Below are 14,704 nucleotides of genomic sequence, written 5' to 3' on the forward strand. Positions count from 1 at the left end.
CGCTTTCCCGTCTCTTCCGGCCTGCCGGGCGCGTGGCGCGCCGCATCGGCCGAAGGAATCGCACGAACCTCGTCATACCCCAGATTAAGCATCCAGGAAAATCACATGGCTATCGTAGAAGTCAAAGTCCCCCAGCTTTCGGAGTCGGTTTCGGAAGCGACCATGCTGCAGTGGAAGAAGAAGCCGGGCGAAGCAGTCGCACAGGACGAAATCCTGATCGAACTCGAGACCGACAAGGTCGTGCTCGAAGTGCCGGCACCGGCAGCGGGCGTGCTTGCGCAAGTGCTGCAGAACGACGGTGACACGGTGGTTGCCGATCAAGTGATCGCGACGATCGACACCGAAGCGAAGGCAGGTGCCGCCGAAGCAGCGGCGGGCGCCGCCGAAGTCAAGCCGGCCGCCGCGCCTGCTGCGGCTGCACCGGCAGCCCAGCCGGCCGCCGCGACGGCATCGAGCTCGGCCGCCGCATCGCCGGCTGCATCGAAGCTGCTGGCCGAGAAGGGCCTGTCGGCGGGCGACGTCGCAGGTTCGGGCCGCGACGGCCGCGTCACGAAGGGCGACGCGCTGGCCGCAGGCAGCGCACCGAAGGTCGCTCCGGCCGCCGCACCGGCCAAGGCCGCTGCCGCGAAGCCGTCGCTGCCGGAAGTGAAGGTGCCGGCGTCGGCAACGACCTGGCTGAACGACCGTCCGGAGCAACGCGTGCCGATGTCGCGCCTGCGTGCGCGTATCGCCGAGCGCCTGCTCGAATCGCAGCAGACCAACGCGATCCTGACGACGTTCAACGAAGTCAACATGGCTCCGGTCATGGATCTGCGCAACAAGTACAAGGACAAGTTCGAGAAGGAACATGGCGTGAAGCTCGGCTTCATGTCGTTCTTCGTGAAGGCGGCTGTCCACGCGCTGAAGAAGTTCCCGCTCGTGAACGCGTCGATCGACGGTAACGACATCGTCTACCACGGCTACTTCGACATCGGTATCGCCGTCGGCTCGCCGCGCGGCCTCGTGGTGCCGATCCTGCGCAACGCGGACCAGATGAGCCTCGCCGACATCGAGAAGAAGATCGCCGAATTCGGCCAGAAGGCGAAGGACGGCAAGCTGTCGATCGAGGAAATGACGGGCGGTACGTTCTCGATCTCGAACGGCGGCGTGTTCGGCTCGATGCTGTCGACGCCGATCATCAACCCGCCGCAGTCGGCCATCCTCGGCGTGCACGCGACGAAGGAGCGTCCGGTCGTCGAGAACGGCCAGATCGTGATCCGTCCGATCAACTACCTGGCGCTGTCGTACGACCACCGCATCATCGACGGTCGCGAAGCCGTGCTGTCGCTCGTCGCGATGAAGGATGCGCTGGAAGATCCGGCACGCCTGCTGCTCGACCTGTAAGCCGAGTCTCACTGCATCGACCCGCTCCGCGGGTTCGCGCACACGCGTGAACCCGCGGGCGTACAAGTAGAAAGGATTGTCATGTCCAAGGAATTTGACGTCGTCGTGATCGGCGCCGGCCCCGGCGGCTACATCGCCGCGATTCGCGCCGCGCAGCTCGGCAAGACCGTTGCCTGTATCGAGAAATGGAAGAACCCGGCCGGCGCGCTGAAGCTCGGCGGCACCTGCCTGAACGTCGGCTGCATTCCGTCGAAGGCGCTGCTCGCCTCGTCGGAAGAGTTCGAGAACGCGTCGCATCACCTGGTCGACCACGGCATCACGGTCGACGGCGTGAAGATCGACGTCGCGAAGATGCTCGGCCGCAAGGATGCGATCGTCGAGAAAATGACGAGCGGGATCGAGTTCCTGTTCAAGAAGAACAAGATCACCTGGCTGAAGGGCCATGGCAAGTTCACCGGCAAGACCGACGCCGGCGTGCAGATCGAAGTGAGCGGCGAGGGTGAAACCGAAGTCGTCACCGCGAAGAACGTGATCATCGCGACGGGCTCGAAGGCGCGTCACCTGCCGGGCATCCCGGTCGACAACAAGATCGTGTCGGACAACGAAGGTGCGCTGACGTTCGACTCGGTGCCGAAGAAGCTCGCCGTGATCGGCGCAGGCGTGATCGGCCTCGAGCTCGGCTCGGTGTGGCGTCGCCTCGGTGCCGAAGTGACGGTGCTCGAAGCGCTGCCGGCATTCCTCGGCGCGGCCGACGAAGCGCTCGCGAAGGAAGCGGCCAAGCTGTTCAAGAAGCAAGGTCTCGACATCCATCTCGGCGTGAAGATCGGCGAAGTGAAGGCGACCGCGAACGGCGTGTCGATCGCCTACACCGACAAGGACGGCAACGCGCAGACGCTCGACGCCGACCGCCTGATCGTGTCGGTCGGCCGTGTGCCGAACACCGACAACCTCGGCCTCGAGGCGATCGGCCTGAAGGCGAACGAGCGCGGCTTCATCGACGTGGACGACCACTGCCGTACGGCGGTGCCGAACGTGTACGCGATCGGCGACGTGGTGCGCGGCCCGATGCTCGCGCACAAGGCGGAAGACGAAGGCGTGCTGGTCGCGGAAGTGATCGACGGCCAGAAGCCGCACATCGACTACAACTGCATTCCGTGGGTGATCTACACGTACCCGGAAATCGCGTGGGTCGGCAAGACGGAGCAGCAGCTGAAGGCGGAAGGCCGCGAGATCAAGTCGGGCAAGTTCCCGTTCTCGATCAACGGCCGCGCACTCGGCATGAACGCGCCGGACGGTTTCGTGAAGATGATCGCGGATGCGAAGACCGACGAGCTGCTCGGCGTGCACGTGATCGGCGCGAACGCGTCGGACCTGATCGCGGAAGCGGTGGTGGCGATGGAATTCAAGGCGGCGTCGGAAGACATCGCCCGCATCTGCCATCCGCACCCGTCGATGTCGGAAGTGATGCGCGAAGCGGCGCTCGCCGTCGACAAGCGCTCGCTGAACAGCTGAGCATGGTGTAGCGCCTGTCGGCCATCGGCCGGCGCAGCCGTCTCTTGACGAAGGCGGGCGGGGTTTCCCGCTCGCCTTCGTTCTTTCCGGTTTGCCCGATGAACGTCACCGAATACTACACGCGCGAACTGACCACGCGCGGCTATCAGTCCGATCCCGCCCAGCGCGCGGCCGTCGATCGCCTGCAGCGTTGCTTCGACGAGTGGGTCGAATACAAGGCGCGCCGCTCGAACGCGTTCAAGAAGCTGATCAATCACCCGGATCTCCCGCGCGGCGTCTACATGTGGGGCGGGGTGGGCCGCGGCAAGAGCTTCCTGATGGACAGCTTCTACGCCGTCGTGCCCGTGCAGCGCAAGACGCGCCTGCATTTCCACGAGTTCATGCGCGAAGTGCACCGCGAGCTCGAGGAACTGAAAGGGCAGGCCGATCCGCTCGACGAACTCGCGCGGCGCATCGCGAAGCGCTACCGGCTGATCTGCTTCGACGAATTCCACGTGTCGGACATCGCGGACGCGATGATCCTGTACCGTCTGCTCGACCGCCTGTTCAACAACGGCGTGCAGTTCGTGATGACGTCCAACTACGATCCCGACGACCTGTATCCGGACGGCCTGCATCGCGACCGCATGCTGCCGGCGATCGCGCTGATCAAGGACAAGCTCGACGTGCTGAACGTCGACGCGGGCGTCGACTACCGTCAGCGCACGCTCGCACAGGTGAAGATGTATCACACGCCGCTCGGTGCGGACGCCGATCGCGAACTGCGTCATGCGTTCGGCAAGCTCGCGGCGGTACCCGACGAAAGCCCGATCCTGCATATCGAGAAGCGCGAGCTGAAGGCGCTGCGCAAGGCGGACGGCGTCGTCTGGTTCGACTTCGCGACGCTGTGCGGCGGCCCGCGATCGCAGAACGACTATCTCGAGCTGGCGAGCCGCTTCCATGCGATCGTGTTGTCCGAGGTGCCGCAGATGTCGCCGCGGATGGCGTCCGAGGCGCGACGCTTCACGTGGCTCATCGACGTGCTGTACGACCACAAGGTCAAGCTGCTGATGTCGGCGGCGGTGCCGGCGGAGGCGTTGTACGTCGAAGGCCCGATGGCCAACGAATTCGCGCGCACGGTGTCGCGAATCGTCGAGATGCAGTCGAAGGAGTATCTCGAAACGCCGCGTCGCATCGTCGATACGTCGCTGACCTGATTGCGTCGTCCGGGTAATCGACGGGATTCAAACGTCAATTCCGGTCAAATTCGCGCAATCTCGGGGTATTTTCGGATTTGTCTTATATTCATCGTTGAGGTGAGCCGATATCGTTGTGTCATGGTTACCAAGGCTGGAGATGTCCATGACACCGTATCGCGATCTGACCGACCACGAGTGGCGCTGCGTTGCGCCGCTTCTGCCCGAAATGCAGCCGCGCACCGAGTTGCGCGGTCGTCCGTTAGCCAATACGCGCGCCGTCCTGAACGGCGTGCTTTGGGTGATCTACAGCGGCGCAACGTGGTCTGCCATACCGCGCCGTTACCCGTCGTATCAAACTTGCCATCGCCGCTTCAAGGTCTGGCACGAGACGGGCACGCTGTTGAACGTGATGCGTGAACTCTACGGCGATTCGGGCGTGAATCTGTGCAATGAATTGTCCGCACGGATGCGCAAGCACACGCAATCGAAGGCGGCGGAGGCGCGTAGCAATGCGGTACCCGCGTATCGCACACCGGGCGCCTACGCGCCCGACTCGCTGAAGCACGCGGCGTGATGCGGATCGGTTTCCGTCACGCCCGCACCCAAAGAAAATCGGCCTGACGACTTCGTCGCAGGCCGATTTTTCATTGCGCCGCGCGAGTCGGCAGCGTGCTGCGTTATTGCTGGCGAACCCAGGTCTGCGACCGGCCGAGCAGCGATACGCCGATGTAACCGCGCACCACGAGTTTCTGGCCGCCGTCTTCAAGCGTCATCTTGCACTTGTAGACCTTGCCGTTTTCCGGGTCGAGGATGTTGCCGCCGTCCCAGTGGTCGCCTTCCTTCTTCATCGCCTTGATGATCGTCATGCCCTTGATGAGCTGATCCTTGCGCTCGTCCGTGCAGGCGGTGCAGCGGCGATCGGGCGTATCGTTCGCGCCGAGGCCCTTGACGACCTTGCCCGTCAGCGCACCGTCGCCGTCTTCGGCGATCTGCACGAGTGCCTTCGGCTGATGGGTGTTGTCGTCGATCGTCTGCCACATGCCGATGGGGCTGTCGGCCTGTGCGAACGTGGGGGCTGCGCAGGCGAGCAGTGCACCGGCAACGGCGATTGCACGCAACGGGCGGGTCAGTTGAATCATTGTCATCCTCCTTGTTTTGCATGTCGTGTTCATTCGCCCGCACGACCGTCTGCATGGGGCGGGCATGTTGCGAGCTTCGCCAGAATACGTGAAACCGCGTGCCACGTTTGATAGAGGGGACTCTAATCGAAACAGCCCGCATGACGCGGGCTGTTTGGTGTCCGATCAGTTGAGCTGATACGAGAAGGCCGCGTTGATGCGAGGGCTGCGCGATGCGCTTTCGACGGGTGCGTCGCCGATCGGCTTCGCGATGTTCAGGTCGAGACTGTAGAAGCGGCTGTCCGTGAATCGCACGCCGATGCCGACCGACGACATGCGGTTCGGTGACGGCGTGCCCGAGTGCAGGTATACGCGCGCCATGTCGTAGGCGACGTACGGCGTGATCGATTTCAGATACGTCCAGCCCGGCGTGAAGCCGCGATTGACCTCCAGCGACATCCCCCAGCCCGAGTCGCCCGACGTTTCGCCGGGCTGGTAGCCGAGCGCGTAGCGCGTCGAGCCGAACGAGATCTGTTCGGAGGTCGGTAGCGAGTCGGGACTGTATTGACCGGTCAGCGAAACCGACGTCCCGATTCGGAACGGCCATTCGTTGGTTTGCGTGAAAGTCGCCCCCGTGCGAACGAAGGTCAGCGAAATCGGGCTGTCCACCGAGGTCGTCGTCGTGCCGACGGTGATGTCCTGCGACTTCGACGCGCCGAGAATGTTGAAACCCTTCGCGACGTTGACGCTCAGCTTCTGGACCTGCTTCGGCTGGACGCTCGTGTAGTCGAGCTGCATCTGCAGCACGCGGACCTGCGAGCGCGTGTCGAGGCTCGCACCGTTGATCTGGTTCTGGTAGCGATCCTCGTTGTGCGATGCGTAGCCCGACACGGTGCCGAGCAGGCTGCGCTGATTATTCAACAAGATCGGATAGGATGCCGAAAGACCAAGCTTCTCGTTCTTGACCGTACGCTGCACGTACGACGGCAACCCCGGATTGTCGGTCGGCTTGCCGCGATACGTACTTGCATCGAGGCGCGTGATCAGGCCGCTGCTGCCGACGGGCACCGCGCCGCTGAACGCGAAGTAGGTCTGCTTGTCGCGTCCCGGCGGCGCGAGCGCCGAGATGCTCAGCTGCTCGCCGAATCGCGTGAGGCCGTTTTCGGTCGCGGTGATCAGGCCCTGGACGCCCGGGTGGTTGAAGTCGATGCCGGTGCTGACGTTGAACGGCTTGCGGTCGACCGCGAGTTCGAGCGTCGTGGCGCCGTCGGTGGTTTGCGGCGGCGGGACGTTCGCCTTCACCGTGAGGCCGGGCAGCAGGCCGAACGTGTTGACGTAGCGCTCGAACGTCGCGCGGCGCAGCGGGCGATCGTCGGTGATGTGCGCGGCGATCGCGCGGATCTTCGGTTCCATCGCACCGGGCTTGCCGGTGACCTTGACGTCCGACACGTAGCCTTCGACCACCGTGATGCGCACGACGCCGTTCTCGAACGTCTGCGCGGGAACGAACGCGAACGACAGCGCGTAGCCGCGCTCCTGGTACAGCTTCGTCACGCCGTTCGCGGTTTCGATCAGGTCGCCGATCGTGATGTCCTTGCCGACGAGGGGCGTGAAGCGACGCGAGATTTCCTCGAACGGCACCGACTTCACGCCTTCGACCTGAAACGTCGACGGCGTCAGGTGGCGCGACAGCAGCTCCTGCAGTTGCGGCGCTTGCGGCGCGACCTGCACGGTAACGTTCGGGCCGGTCTTCGGTGCGTTGATCTGCGGAAGGGAGTCGAGCGGGTTACCGCCGACGCGCGATTGTGCATGTGCCGTGCTTGCCGCCGCGACGGCGAGCAGCATCATCCATCTGTCGAGTCTGGATTTCATTGTTCTTCCTCGTAGGCCTTGCTTTTCGTCTTCTTTGTAATGCCGGCGCGCGACACCAAGGTGTCGCGCGCCGCGTGCCGCCATGCCGGTTGTGTATGTACGGCCGCGCCATTCGCTCCGGCTGCGATGGTGCGACCGTCGTCCTTACTTGCCAACGCTACCCAGCGTGCCCAGCAACCCCGTTACCGGTGCCAGCAGGCCCGTCGAACCGCTGCCCGACGATGCCGTACCCGTGACACTGCCGACCAGCGACGTGACCGGCGCGAGCGGGCTCGCACCACCCGATCCTGCTGCACCGCCCACTGCTCCGGTGACAGTATTCAGCAAACCGGTGACGGGCGCGAGAGGGTTTGCACTGCCTGCGCCGCCCGTTGCGCCACCGAGCGTGCCCGTGACCGTCGACACGAGATTCGTGACGGGGGCGAGCGGGCCGCCGCTGCCGCCTGCCGCGCCGCCCAGTGCGCCGGTGACCGTCGACACGAGGCCCGTGACAGGTGCGAGCGGGCCGCTGCCCGAGCCGCCGGTTGCGCCGCCGAGTGCGCCCGTGAGCGAGCCCAGCGGCGTCGAGCCGAGACCGGACAGCAGGCCGCCGAGCGGGTTCGTCGAGCCGGAACCCGACGACGTGCCGTTCTGGACGGTCGCCGTCGAGCCGCCGACGAGGCTCGTGATCAGGCCGGGGATCGGTGCGGCGCCGTTCGGGCCGTTCGGGTTGACGAGGCCGCCCGTGTTGGTCACCGTGTTGCCGACCGCGGTCACGAGCTGACCGACGTCGCCGACGAGCGGCTGGCTCGACGTGCCGCCGACTTGCTTGCCCGCCGAGCTGATCGCGCCGCCGATCTGGCCGAGCAGGCCGGAGACGGGTTGGCCGAGGCCGGTCGTCGTGCCGACCTGTTGCGTGACCTGGCCGGCCGTGATCACGAGCGGCGTGATCGCCGAGCTGATCGGTTGCGTGACCTGCTGGACGGCGCCCGACGACAGCGTCGAGCCGATCGTCGTGCCGGCGGCCGTCAGGCCGTTGGCGACCGTGTCGAGCACGGTGCCGACCGGCGTCGTGACGGGGGCGAGCGGCGCGAGCGGACCCGTGCCGAGCGCCTTGACCGTCGAGCTCAGGCCGGACACCGTGTTGCTCGTCGCGCCGACGACATTGCCGAGGCCGGCAACCGTCGTGCCGACCGGATCCTTCGTCGAGCCGATCTGTCCCAGCCCGTTGCTCACGGCATCGGCGGCCGCACCGATGATCGTGCCGGTGCTGGACAGCGTGCTGCCGACACCCTTCGTCACGCCGTCGCCGAGGCCCGGCAGGCTGATGTTGCCGACCGTGCTGCCAAGGTCGCTGGCCGTCTGGCCGACCGTGCTGACGACACCCTTGGTGCCGGTGGACGAGCCACTGGTGCCGCTGGTGCCGGACGTGCCGCTCGTGCTCGGATTGTTGTTGTTATTGCTGCTGCTCGGCGGCGAGCTGACGCCGCCGCCGCCGCACGCGGCCAGCAGGCAGGCCGCGGCGAAGGCGGTGAGGGGCGCACGCCACTGGCGCAGGGCGGCCGTCGTGATGGAACGTTGCTGGGACATGATGGACTCCTCGCTGTCTTTTCGATGAATGGATGTCGGATTACTTGCCGTGCGTGCCGCCGAGCAGGCCGCCGATCAGCGACGTGACAGGCGCGAGCGGGTTCGACGACGAGCCCGAGTTCGTGACCGCACCCGTGCCGCCGCTCAGTGCCGGTACGCCGACAGAGCTGGTGACCGTCGAGACGGCGTTCGTCACCGGGGCGAGCGGGCTGCTGCCGCCTGCGCTGCCCGCCACGCCGCCAAGCGCACCCGTGACTGCACCGAGGAGACCCGTGACCGGGGCGAGCGGACCGCCGCTCGTTCCGCCCGTTGCACCGCCGAGCGCACCCGTGACCGTCGAGACGAGACCGGTAACCGGTGCGAGCGGGCCGCTGCCGCCGCCTGCTGCGCCACCGAGTGCGCCGGTGACCGTCGAGACGAGACCGGTAACCGGTGCGAGCGGGCCGCTGCCGCCGCCTGCTGCGCCGCCGAGTGCGCCGGTGACCGTCGAGACGAGACCGGTAACCGGTGCGAGCGGGCCGCTGCCGCCACCCGTTGCGCCGCCGAGTGCGCCGGTAACCGTGGAGACGAGGCCCGTGAGCGGGGCGAGCGGGTTGGTCACGCCGCCGGTGCCGCCCGTGAGCAGGCCGCCGACGGCCTTCACGGTATTGCCCGTCGCCGAGACGGTGTTGCCGAGGCCTGTCGTGACCGGATTGCCGCCCGTCGACGCGAGCAGTGCGCCGGCCTGGTTCAGCCCGTTGCCGATCGTGCCGAGCAGCGTGTTGACCGGTGCGCCGAGGCCGGTGGCCGTGCCGATCGTCTGGGTCGTCTGGCCGACCATCGTCGTGATCGGCGTGATGGCCGAGCTGACCGTCTGCGTGACTTGCTGGATCGGGCCGGTCGACAGCGCATTGGTGAGGGTCGTGCCGCCGTTCGATACGGCGCCGCCGAGCGTCGACACGAGGCCGCCGACGGCACCCGTGACCGGTGCGAGTGGCGACAGCGGGCCGCTGCCGAGGCTCGTGACCAGTTTGCCGGTGTCCGTGACTGCGCCGCCCAGCTGGTTGACGACGCCTCCCGTGCTGGCGAGCGTGGTGCCGAGCGGATCCTTCGTTGCGCCGAGCTGGCCGAGACCGTTGCCGAGGCCGTTGCCGAGTGCGGTCACCGCGCCGCCGACGCTTTGCACGATGCCGCCTGCGGCTTGCGTGGTGGCCGGGTTGACGCCCGGCAGCGACTGGCTGCCGATGACCGAGCCGAGACCGGAGACGGTGCCGCCGACACCCGTGACGATATTGCTGCTGCTTGCGAGGACCTGTCCCACCGCGTTCGACGACACACCCGACGTGCCCGACGTACCGCTCGTGCCCGAGGTTCCGCTGGTACCGGAGGTGCCGCTCGTGCCCGAGGTGCCGCTGGTGCCGGAGGTACCGCTCGTGCCCGAGGTTCCGCTGGTGCCGGAGGTACCGCTCGTGCCCGAGGTGCCGCTCGTGCCGGAGCTGCCGCCACCCGACGTCGAGATCGTGTCACCGCCGCCCGAGCTCGAGCCGCCGCCGAGCCCTTGGCTGATCGAACCGGAACCGCCGCACGCGGAGAGGGAAAGCATGGCTGCAACGGTGGCCGCGATCAGAGTCGTCCGGAACACGCCATGAGGGATAACCTTGATGTCCATTTCTTCCTCGCATTAAAAATGTGTTGTGAACTGCGTTGTGTTGAGTGGTGCGAGGACTACTCTGCAACTGTCGTGCCATTTCGATGCCCGGCAGGTCGACAACCGGTTTTAAACGACGCAATTCCTTGTCGGGAAAGGAAGTCGAGGAGATTGAAAGATTGTTGAATCTGTTTAAGTGCAGATGAATGAGAACGGTTTCGGCCGTTTCGTAACGTAACGTCACAACATTGGCGTTACGCGTGCGGCGTAACGTGGGTGGCGAGCGGGCTTGATGGACGAGGCAATTGTTTTACTGGTGGATTAGGCGTGCACATCTAACCTATCGTAAATCCTATGTGTAAGTCGTACCGAAACGCCGTACAAATACGCTGTGCTCCTGAAGATTTTTTCCGACAGAGTCGTTAAAAGAGGTTGGAACTTAAATAGGATCGGATATAGAATCCGGAGCAGATGTAAGCAAATGTACGGTTCGGTACACAACGTTCGAGGAGGGTCACTATCGCGAATGTTAACTTGCATCAAATTGTGAGCAATGCCCTTCGGGGCGACCTATAAAGAAAGCGCACCCGGTTGTCGTTGCAGCAGATGTGGCGAACGAGCGGGGCAAAGCGGCCAGATATGCGGGGACGTATACGTATAAAAGGCCAGAAAACGTAAATACAGGCACGAGGAATAAAATGAAAGCAATGATGATTCGCTTCCTTCGGGAAGAAGACGGGGTTACCGCGATCGAGTACGGTCTGATTGCGGGTCTTATCGCTGTCGCGATCGTTGCCGGAGTGACGTCGATCGGCGGCAGTCTCGGTAACATGTTCACCAATCTCGGCACTTGCGTGAGTACTCGAACGGCTGCCGCCTGTTCGGCCGCTACCATCTGGGGCTGACCTTCCGTAAATAATTAGAACGACTTCTTCACGTCGTGAAAGTCGTTTTGGTTCGGTAGCGAGTTGATTGCCTCGGCAATCTGCTCGCGCCGACATTTGCGGCGGGCAGTTGCGCGATGGCACATCCTATTTTCGGCGGGGCATTCCTGGTCTGGGCGACGCTTGTTGCGGCCAGCGATATCCGATTTCGACGTATTCCGAATTCGCTCGTCCTAGCGGGGTTGGTCGTCGGGTTCGCCAGTGCATTTTTCAACGTGAATCCATTCGGAGTCTCGCCATTTCAGGCACTGCTCGGCATGCTGGTCGGGCTGGCCGGCCTTTTTCCCTTTTTCATGCTGCGCCTGATGGGCGCGGCAGACGTCAAAACATTCGGCGTGCTCGGTGCGTGGTGCGGCATGCATGCGCTGCTCTGGCTTTGGGTTGCCGCGAGCCTGGCTGCCGGCGTGCATGCCGTTGTCCTGATCCTGTTGTCTCGCTCGTCGCTTGGCGGCGCATTGTGGCGCCGCGGCGAACCTACGCTGATGCTCGGTCGATATCGGGCAACGCCCTACGCGGCCTGTCTCGCGATACCGGCTGCGGCGTGGCTCGTCTATCTGCTTGTAACGGGGGGCGTGCAATGAAGCGATTGAGGGAGCTCCGGGGGGCGCGGCGGCAGCGCGGGGCGACAGCGGTCGAGTTCGCGATCGTCTTTCCGCTGTTCTTCATGATTTTCTACGCGATCCTCAGTTTCGGGATGATTTTCGTCTTTCAGCAAAGCCTGACGCTGGCAGCCAGCGAGGGTGCGCGAGCGGGCCTGAATTACGCGCCGACCCTGGCGGCACGTGTGACGAACGCAACGACGACTGCACAGAATGTCGCGGGCTGGATGAATATCAACCCGCCGCAAGTGAGTGCGCCGCAGTGCAGCTACGACACGACGAATCCGCCGACGCTGTATTGCCTGACGGTGACGGTGAGTTACTCGCCGGAAGCGTGGGTCACGACCATGCCGTTTCTCGGAGCCATCATTACCCAGCCGCTGACGAGCACGGCGGTCGTGCAGATCCCGCAGGCCATCCTGTGAGCGGGGTTGCGTGACGCGACGGATTCGCGAGCACATGAATCGGGCAACAGGAAAAACTTACTCGGACTTTTATTCCGGCATCCATACAAACACATGGCCAACAACCTAACCAAGATCATCGCCGGGCTGCTGATCGCGATAGCCGTCCTGCTCGGAATCTATGCATGGATGCTTGGGCGCAGTTCGCCGGCGCCCGTGCCTGGGCAGCAGATTGCGGCGGCAACCCAGGTACCGGTCGTGATCGCGATGCGCACATTGCCGGCGGGCCAGCCGATTACCGCTGATGCGTTGAAGGTTCAGCCGACGGCGTCGATGCCGGCAGGCGCGTTCGGGAGTGCGGCCGAACTCGTTGGCCGGGTGCCGACGCGCGACATCCCTGCTTCGTCGCCGGTGGTCTCCGGCGCATTGGTGTCGGGTCTGGCCGAGGACGTGCAGCCGGGGGAGCGCGCGATCTCGATTCACGTCGACGAGACCAACGCAGTGGGCAACCGGCTGCGTCCCGGCAATTTCGTCGACGTGTTCCTGAATCTCAAGCGCGAGGGTAATTCGTCGATGTTCGACGGGGAAATCGCGCAGACGCAAGCCCGGCTGCTGTTGTCGAAGGTGCGTGTGCTGGCGTTCGGCGATGCAACACCTGAACGCGATAGTGGCAGCAACACGAACGGCAACAACGGCCAGCCGTCGAATGTGCGCATCGCGGTGCTGGCGGTGCCGACTGCGCAGGTTGACGCGCTGACGCTCGGCGAGGCCAGCGGCCGGCTGACTCTTGCATTGCGTAACCCGCGGGACGACGAACTTGCGATGCAGACGGTTGCGGTGCGCACGGACAACAAACTGTCGCCGTCGGCAATCGCGGCAGCCGGCGTGTCGCTACAGCAGTTGTCCGGCACGCAGCGCAACGCGGTGGTCAACGTACCCGTACCGCCGTTGCCATCACACCTGCCGCCTGCGGTGCGGCCGAGCGGGGGCGGCGGTATCGAGGTGATTCGCGGCGGCCGGTCGGAAACGGTGACCTACTGACAGAAATCGGCGGTCATCGGTATCAGCGACGACATGTAAAAAGGGTCGAGAGACGGTTCAACAAACAATGAAAAACACACTGATTGCATTCGCGATTGCTATCTGGACCATGACATTCGCATCGTTCGCCAGCGCGAGCGGTATGATCGAACTCGCCGTGGGCGCGCAACGGCAGATTTCGGCGGGCCGTGCACTGCAGCGCGTCGCGGTTGGCGATCCGGCCGTCGCCGACGTGCTGATCATGAAAGGCAGCCGCTCCGGATCGGTGCTGTTGACCGCGAAGGCGCCGGGTGCGACGAACGTGATGCTGTGGGAGCGCGGCCGCGACGAGCCGATGATCTGGAATGTCGAAGTCGTCGACGCAGCCGCCCACGCGGTGCTCGATGGATCGACGCCGCGCGTGAATGCTTATGGCGGCACGGCGGTGCTGCAGGGAACGTCCGCATCGCTGGATGCGCACGACCGCGCGGTCGCGGTCGGCAAGACCATGGGCGCGAAGGGCGTCGTGATCGATCGCTCGACGATCGCCGGGAAGAATGTCGTGCAGGTCGATGTGCGCGTCGTTGAATTCAGCCGCTCGGTGCTCAAGCAGGTCGGTTTCAATTTCTTCAAGCAAAGCAACGGGTTCTCGTTCGGCTCGTTCTCGCCGGGTGGCGTGCAGTCTTACGGCGGCGGATCGGGCCCCGGCACCGCCGCGTATATTCCGACGCTCGGCGCGCCGGTCGCGTCGGCCTTTAATCTGGTCGTGAACGCGGCCGGACGCGGCATTTTCGCTGACCTCTCGCTGCTGGAAGCAAGCAATCTGGCGCGCGTGCTCGCGGAGCCGACGCTCGTCGCGTTGTCTGGGCAGAGCGCCAGTTTTCTCGCAGGTGGCGAGATTCCGGTGCCTTCGCCGCAAGGCCTCGGCTCGACTGCGATTCAGTGGAAGCAGTATGGCGTCGGACTCTCGTTGACGCCGACAGTGCTGAGCCCGCAGCGGATCGCGTTGAAGGTCGCGCCCGAGTCGAGCCAGCTCGACTACGTGAACAGCGTGACGATCAGCGGCGTTGCGGTGCCCGGGATCACGACGCGTCGTGCCGACACGACGGTTGAACTCGGTGACGGTGAGAGCTTCGTGATCGGCGGCCTGATTGATCGCCAGACGTTGTCGAATGTGAGCAAGGTGCCGCTGCTCGGCGACTTGCCGATTATCGGTACATTCTTCAAGAATTTGAACTATCAGCAGAACGACAAGGAATTGTTGTTCATCGTGACACCGCATCTCGTTGCGCCAATCGCGAAGGGCGCGGTGTTGCCTGCGACGCCGGGTGAGCTGTCCGAGCAGCGCAACGGGCCGGTCTGGCAGTCGTATCTGGGCGGTGCAGCTTCGCCGGACGCTGCACCGGGTTTTTCGAAATGAGTGCGAAGCATCGCGCGTTGCGATGCTTCGGCACGCAATGCGTAATCGGGGGTGTTCA

At 64.6% G+C, this 14,704-nt stretch carries 13 protein-coding genes; 9 read left to right on the forward strand and 4 right to left on the reverse strand.

What is annotated here, in order from left to right:
* The first annotated feature begins 105 nt into the window (after positions 1-105).
* The 4 genes from odhB to WJ12_RS07465 all read left to right on the forward strand — a co-directional run bounded on the left by odhB (position 106) and on the right by WJ12_RS07465 (position 4,647).
* Positions 106-1,383 (forward strand): 2-oxoglutarate dehydrogenase complex dihydrolipoyllysine-residue succinyltransferase, encoded by a 1,278-nt coding sequence (gene odhB / locus WJ12_RS07450; RefSeq protein WP_059557826.1) that lies wholly within the window; start codon positions 106-108, stop codon positions 1,381-1,383.
* Between the two features lie 81 nt (positions 1,384-1,464).
* Positions 1,465-2,895, forward strand: coding sequence for a dihydrolipoyl dehydrogenase (gene lpdA, locus WJ12_RS07455; RefSeq protein WP_034190134.1), 1,431 nt, complete (start codon positions 1,465-1,467; stop codon positions 2,893-2,895).
* A 98-nt stretch (positions 2,896-2,993) separates the two neighbouring features.
* Positions 2,994-4,091: a cell division protein ZapE gene (gene zapE / locus WJ12_RS07460; RefSeq protein ID WP_034190133.1), complete on the forward strand. Its 1,098-nt coding sequence runs from the start codon at positions 2,994-2,996 to the stop codon at positions 4,089-4,091.
* Between the two features lie 145 nt (positions 4,092-4,236).
* Positions 4,237-4,647 (forward strand): transposase, encoded by a 411-nt coding sequence (locus WJ12_RS07465; protein WP_034190132.1) that lies wholly within the window; start codon positions 4,237-4,239, stop codon positions 4,645-4,647.
* 103 nt (positions 4,648-4,750) lie between these two features.
* Here the strand turns inward: WJ12_RS07465 and WJ12_RS07470 are convergent, their stop codons facing one another.
* The 4 genes from WJ12_RS07470 to WJ12_RS07485 all read right to left on the reverse strand — a co-directional run bounded on the left by WJ12_RS07470 (position 4,751) and on the right by WJ12_RS07485 (position 10,280).
* Positions 4,751-5,212 carry a DUF2147 domain-containing protein gene (locus tag WJ12_RS07470; RefSeq protein WP_034190131.1) on the reverse strand — a complete coding sequence of 154 codons (462 nt, stop codon included), beginning with the start codon at positions 5,210-5,212 and terminating at the stop codon, positions 4,751-4,753.
* 165 nt (positions 5,213-5,377) lie between these two features.
* On the reverse strand, positions 5,378-7,063 hold the full coding sequence (locus WJ12_RS07475; RefSeq protein ID WP_034190130.1) for a ShlB/FhaC/HecB family hemolysin secretion/activation protein: 1,686 nt from the start codon (positions 7,061-7,063) through the stop codon (positions 5,378-5,380).
* Positions 7,064-7,207: 144 nt separating this feature from the next.
* Positions 7,208-8,632 carry a collagen-like triple helix repeat-containing protein gene (locus tag WJ12_RS07480; protein ID WP_059557824.1) on the reverse strand — a complete coding sequence of 475 codons (1,425 nt, stop codon included), beginning with the start codon at positions 8,630-8,632 and terminating at the stop codon, positions 7,208-7,210.
* A gap of 40 nt (positions 8,633-8,672) precedes the next feature.
* A complete protein-coding gene (locus WJ12_RS07485) occupies positions 8,673-10,280 on the reverse strand; it encodes a collagen-like triple helix repeat-containing protein (protein ID WP_059557822.1) in 1,608 nt (535 codons plus the stop codon).
* 677 nt (positions 10,281-10,957) lie between these two features.
* Between WJ12_RS07485 and WJ12_RS07490 the strand changes: the two genes are divergently transcribed.
* From WJ12_RS07490 to WJ12_RS07510, 5 genes are all read left to right on the forward strand, one after another.
* Complete coding sequence (locus WJ12_RS07490; protein WP_034190127.1) at positions 10,958-11,164, forward strand: Flp family type IVb pilin; 207 nt, start codon at positions 10,958-10,960, stop codon at positions 11,162-11,164.
* A gap of 116 nt (positions 11,165-11,280) precedes the next feature.
* The gene (locus WJ12_RS07495) at positions 11,281-11,784 is read left to right on the forward strand and encodes an A24 family peptidase (RefSeq protein WP_059557820.1); all 504 of its coding nucleotides are present in this window, start codon (positions 11,281-11,283) and stop codon (positions 11,782-11,784) included.
* Positions 11,781-12,227 carry a TadE/TadG family type IV pilus assembly protein gene (locus tag WJ12_RS07500; RefSeq protein WP_034190125.1) on the forward strand — a complete coding sequence of 149 codons (447 nt, stop codon included), beginning with the start codon at positions 11,781-11,783 and terminating at the stop codon, positions 12,225-12,227. The genes WJ12_RS07495 and WJ12_RS07500 overlap by 4 nt, the downstream gene beginning before the upstream one ends.
* Positions 12,228-12,320: 93 nt before the next feature.
* The gene (gene cpaB, locus WJ12_RS07505) at positions 12,321-13,247 is read left to right on the forward strand and encodes a Flp pilus assembly protein CpaB (RefSeq protein ID WP_034190124.1); all 927 of its coding nucleotides are present in this window, start codon (positions 12,321-12,323) and stop codon (positions 13,245-13,247) included.
* A 67-nt stretch (positions 13,248-13,314) separates the two neighbouring features.
* Entirely contained in the window at positions 13,315-14,646 is a 1,332-nt protein-coding gene (locus WJ12_RS07510; RefSeq protein ID WP_059557818.1) for a type II and III secretion system protein family protein, read from the forward strand.
* Positions 14,647-14,704: the final 58 nt, after the last annotated feature.

This window comes from Burkholderia seminalis (assembly GCF_001718535.1).
Lineage (GTDB): Bacteria > Pseudomonadota > Gammaproteobacteria > Burkholderiales > Burkholderiaceae > Burkholderia > Burkholderia seminalis.

Excerpts from the sequence above, each read along its gene's own strand:
- WJ12_RS07500 (WP_034190125.1), top strand. The coding sequence starts at position 11,781 with ATGAAGCGATTGAGGGAGCTCCGGGGGGCGCGGCGGCAGCGCGGGGCG.
- WJ12_RS07495 (WP_059557820.1), top strand. The coding sequence starts at position 11,281 with ATGGCACATCCTATTTTCGGCGGGGCATTCCTGGTCTGGGCGACGCTT.
- WJ12_RS07475 (WP_034190130.1), bottom strand. The coding sequence starts at position 7,063 with ATGAAATCCAGACTCGACAGATGGATGATGCTGCTCGCCGTCGCGGCG.
- WJ12_RS07480 (WP_059557824.1), bottom strand. The coding sequence starts at position 8,632 with ATGTCCCAGCAACGTTCCATCACGACGGCCGCCCTGCGCCAGTGGCGT.
- WJ12_RS07470 (WP_034190131.1), bottom strand. The coding sequence starts at position 5,212 with ATGATTCAACTGACCCGCCCGTTGCGTGCAATCGCCGTTGCCGGTGCA.
- WJ12_RS07465 (WP_034190132.1), top strand. The coding sequence starts at position 4,237 with ATGACACCGTATCGCGATCTGACCGACCACGAGTGGCGCTGCGTTGCG.
- zapE (WP_034190133.1), top strand. The coding sequence starts at position 2,994 with ATGAACGTCACCGAATACTACACGCGCGAACTGACCACGCGCGGCTAT.
- WJ12_RS07510 (WP_059557818.1), top strand. The coding sequence starts at position 13,315 with ATGAAAAACACACTGATTGCATTCGCGATTGCTATCTGGACCATGACA.
- cpaB (WP_034190124.1), top strand. The coding sequence starts at position 12,321 with ATGGCCAACAACCTAACCAAGATCATCGCCGGGCTGCTGATCGCGATA.
- WJ12_RS07485 (WP_059557822.1), bottom strand. The coding sequence starts at position 10,280 with ATGGACATCAAGGTTATCCCTCATGGCGTGTTCCGGACGACTCTGATC.
- odhB (WP_059557826.1), top strand. The coding sequence starts at position 106 with ATGGCTATCGTAGAAGTCAAAGTCCCCCAGCTTTCGGAGTCGGTTTCG.
- lpdA (WP_034190134.1), top strand. The coding sequence starts at position 1,465 with ATGTCCAAGGAATTTGACGTCGTCGTGATCGGCGCCGGCCCCGGCGGC.
- WJ12_RS07490 (WP_034190127.1), top strand. The coding sequence starts at position 10,958 with ATGAAAGCAATGATGATTCGCTTCCTTCGGGAAGAAGACGGGGTTACC.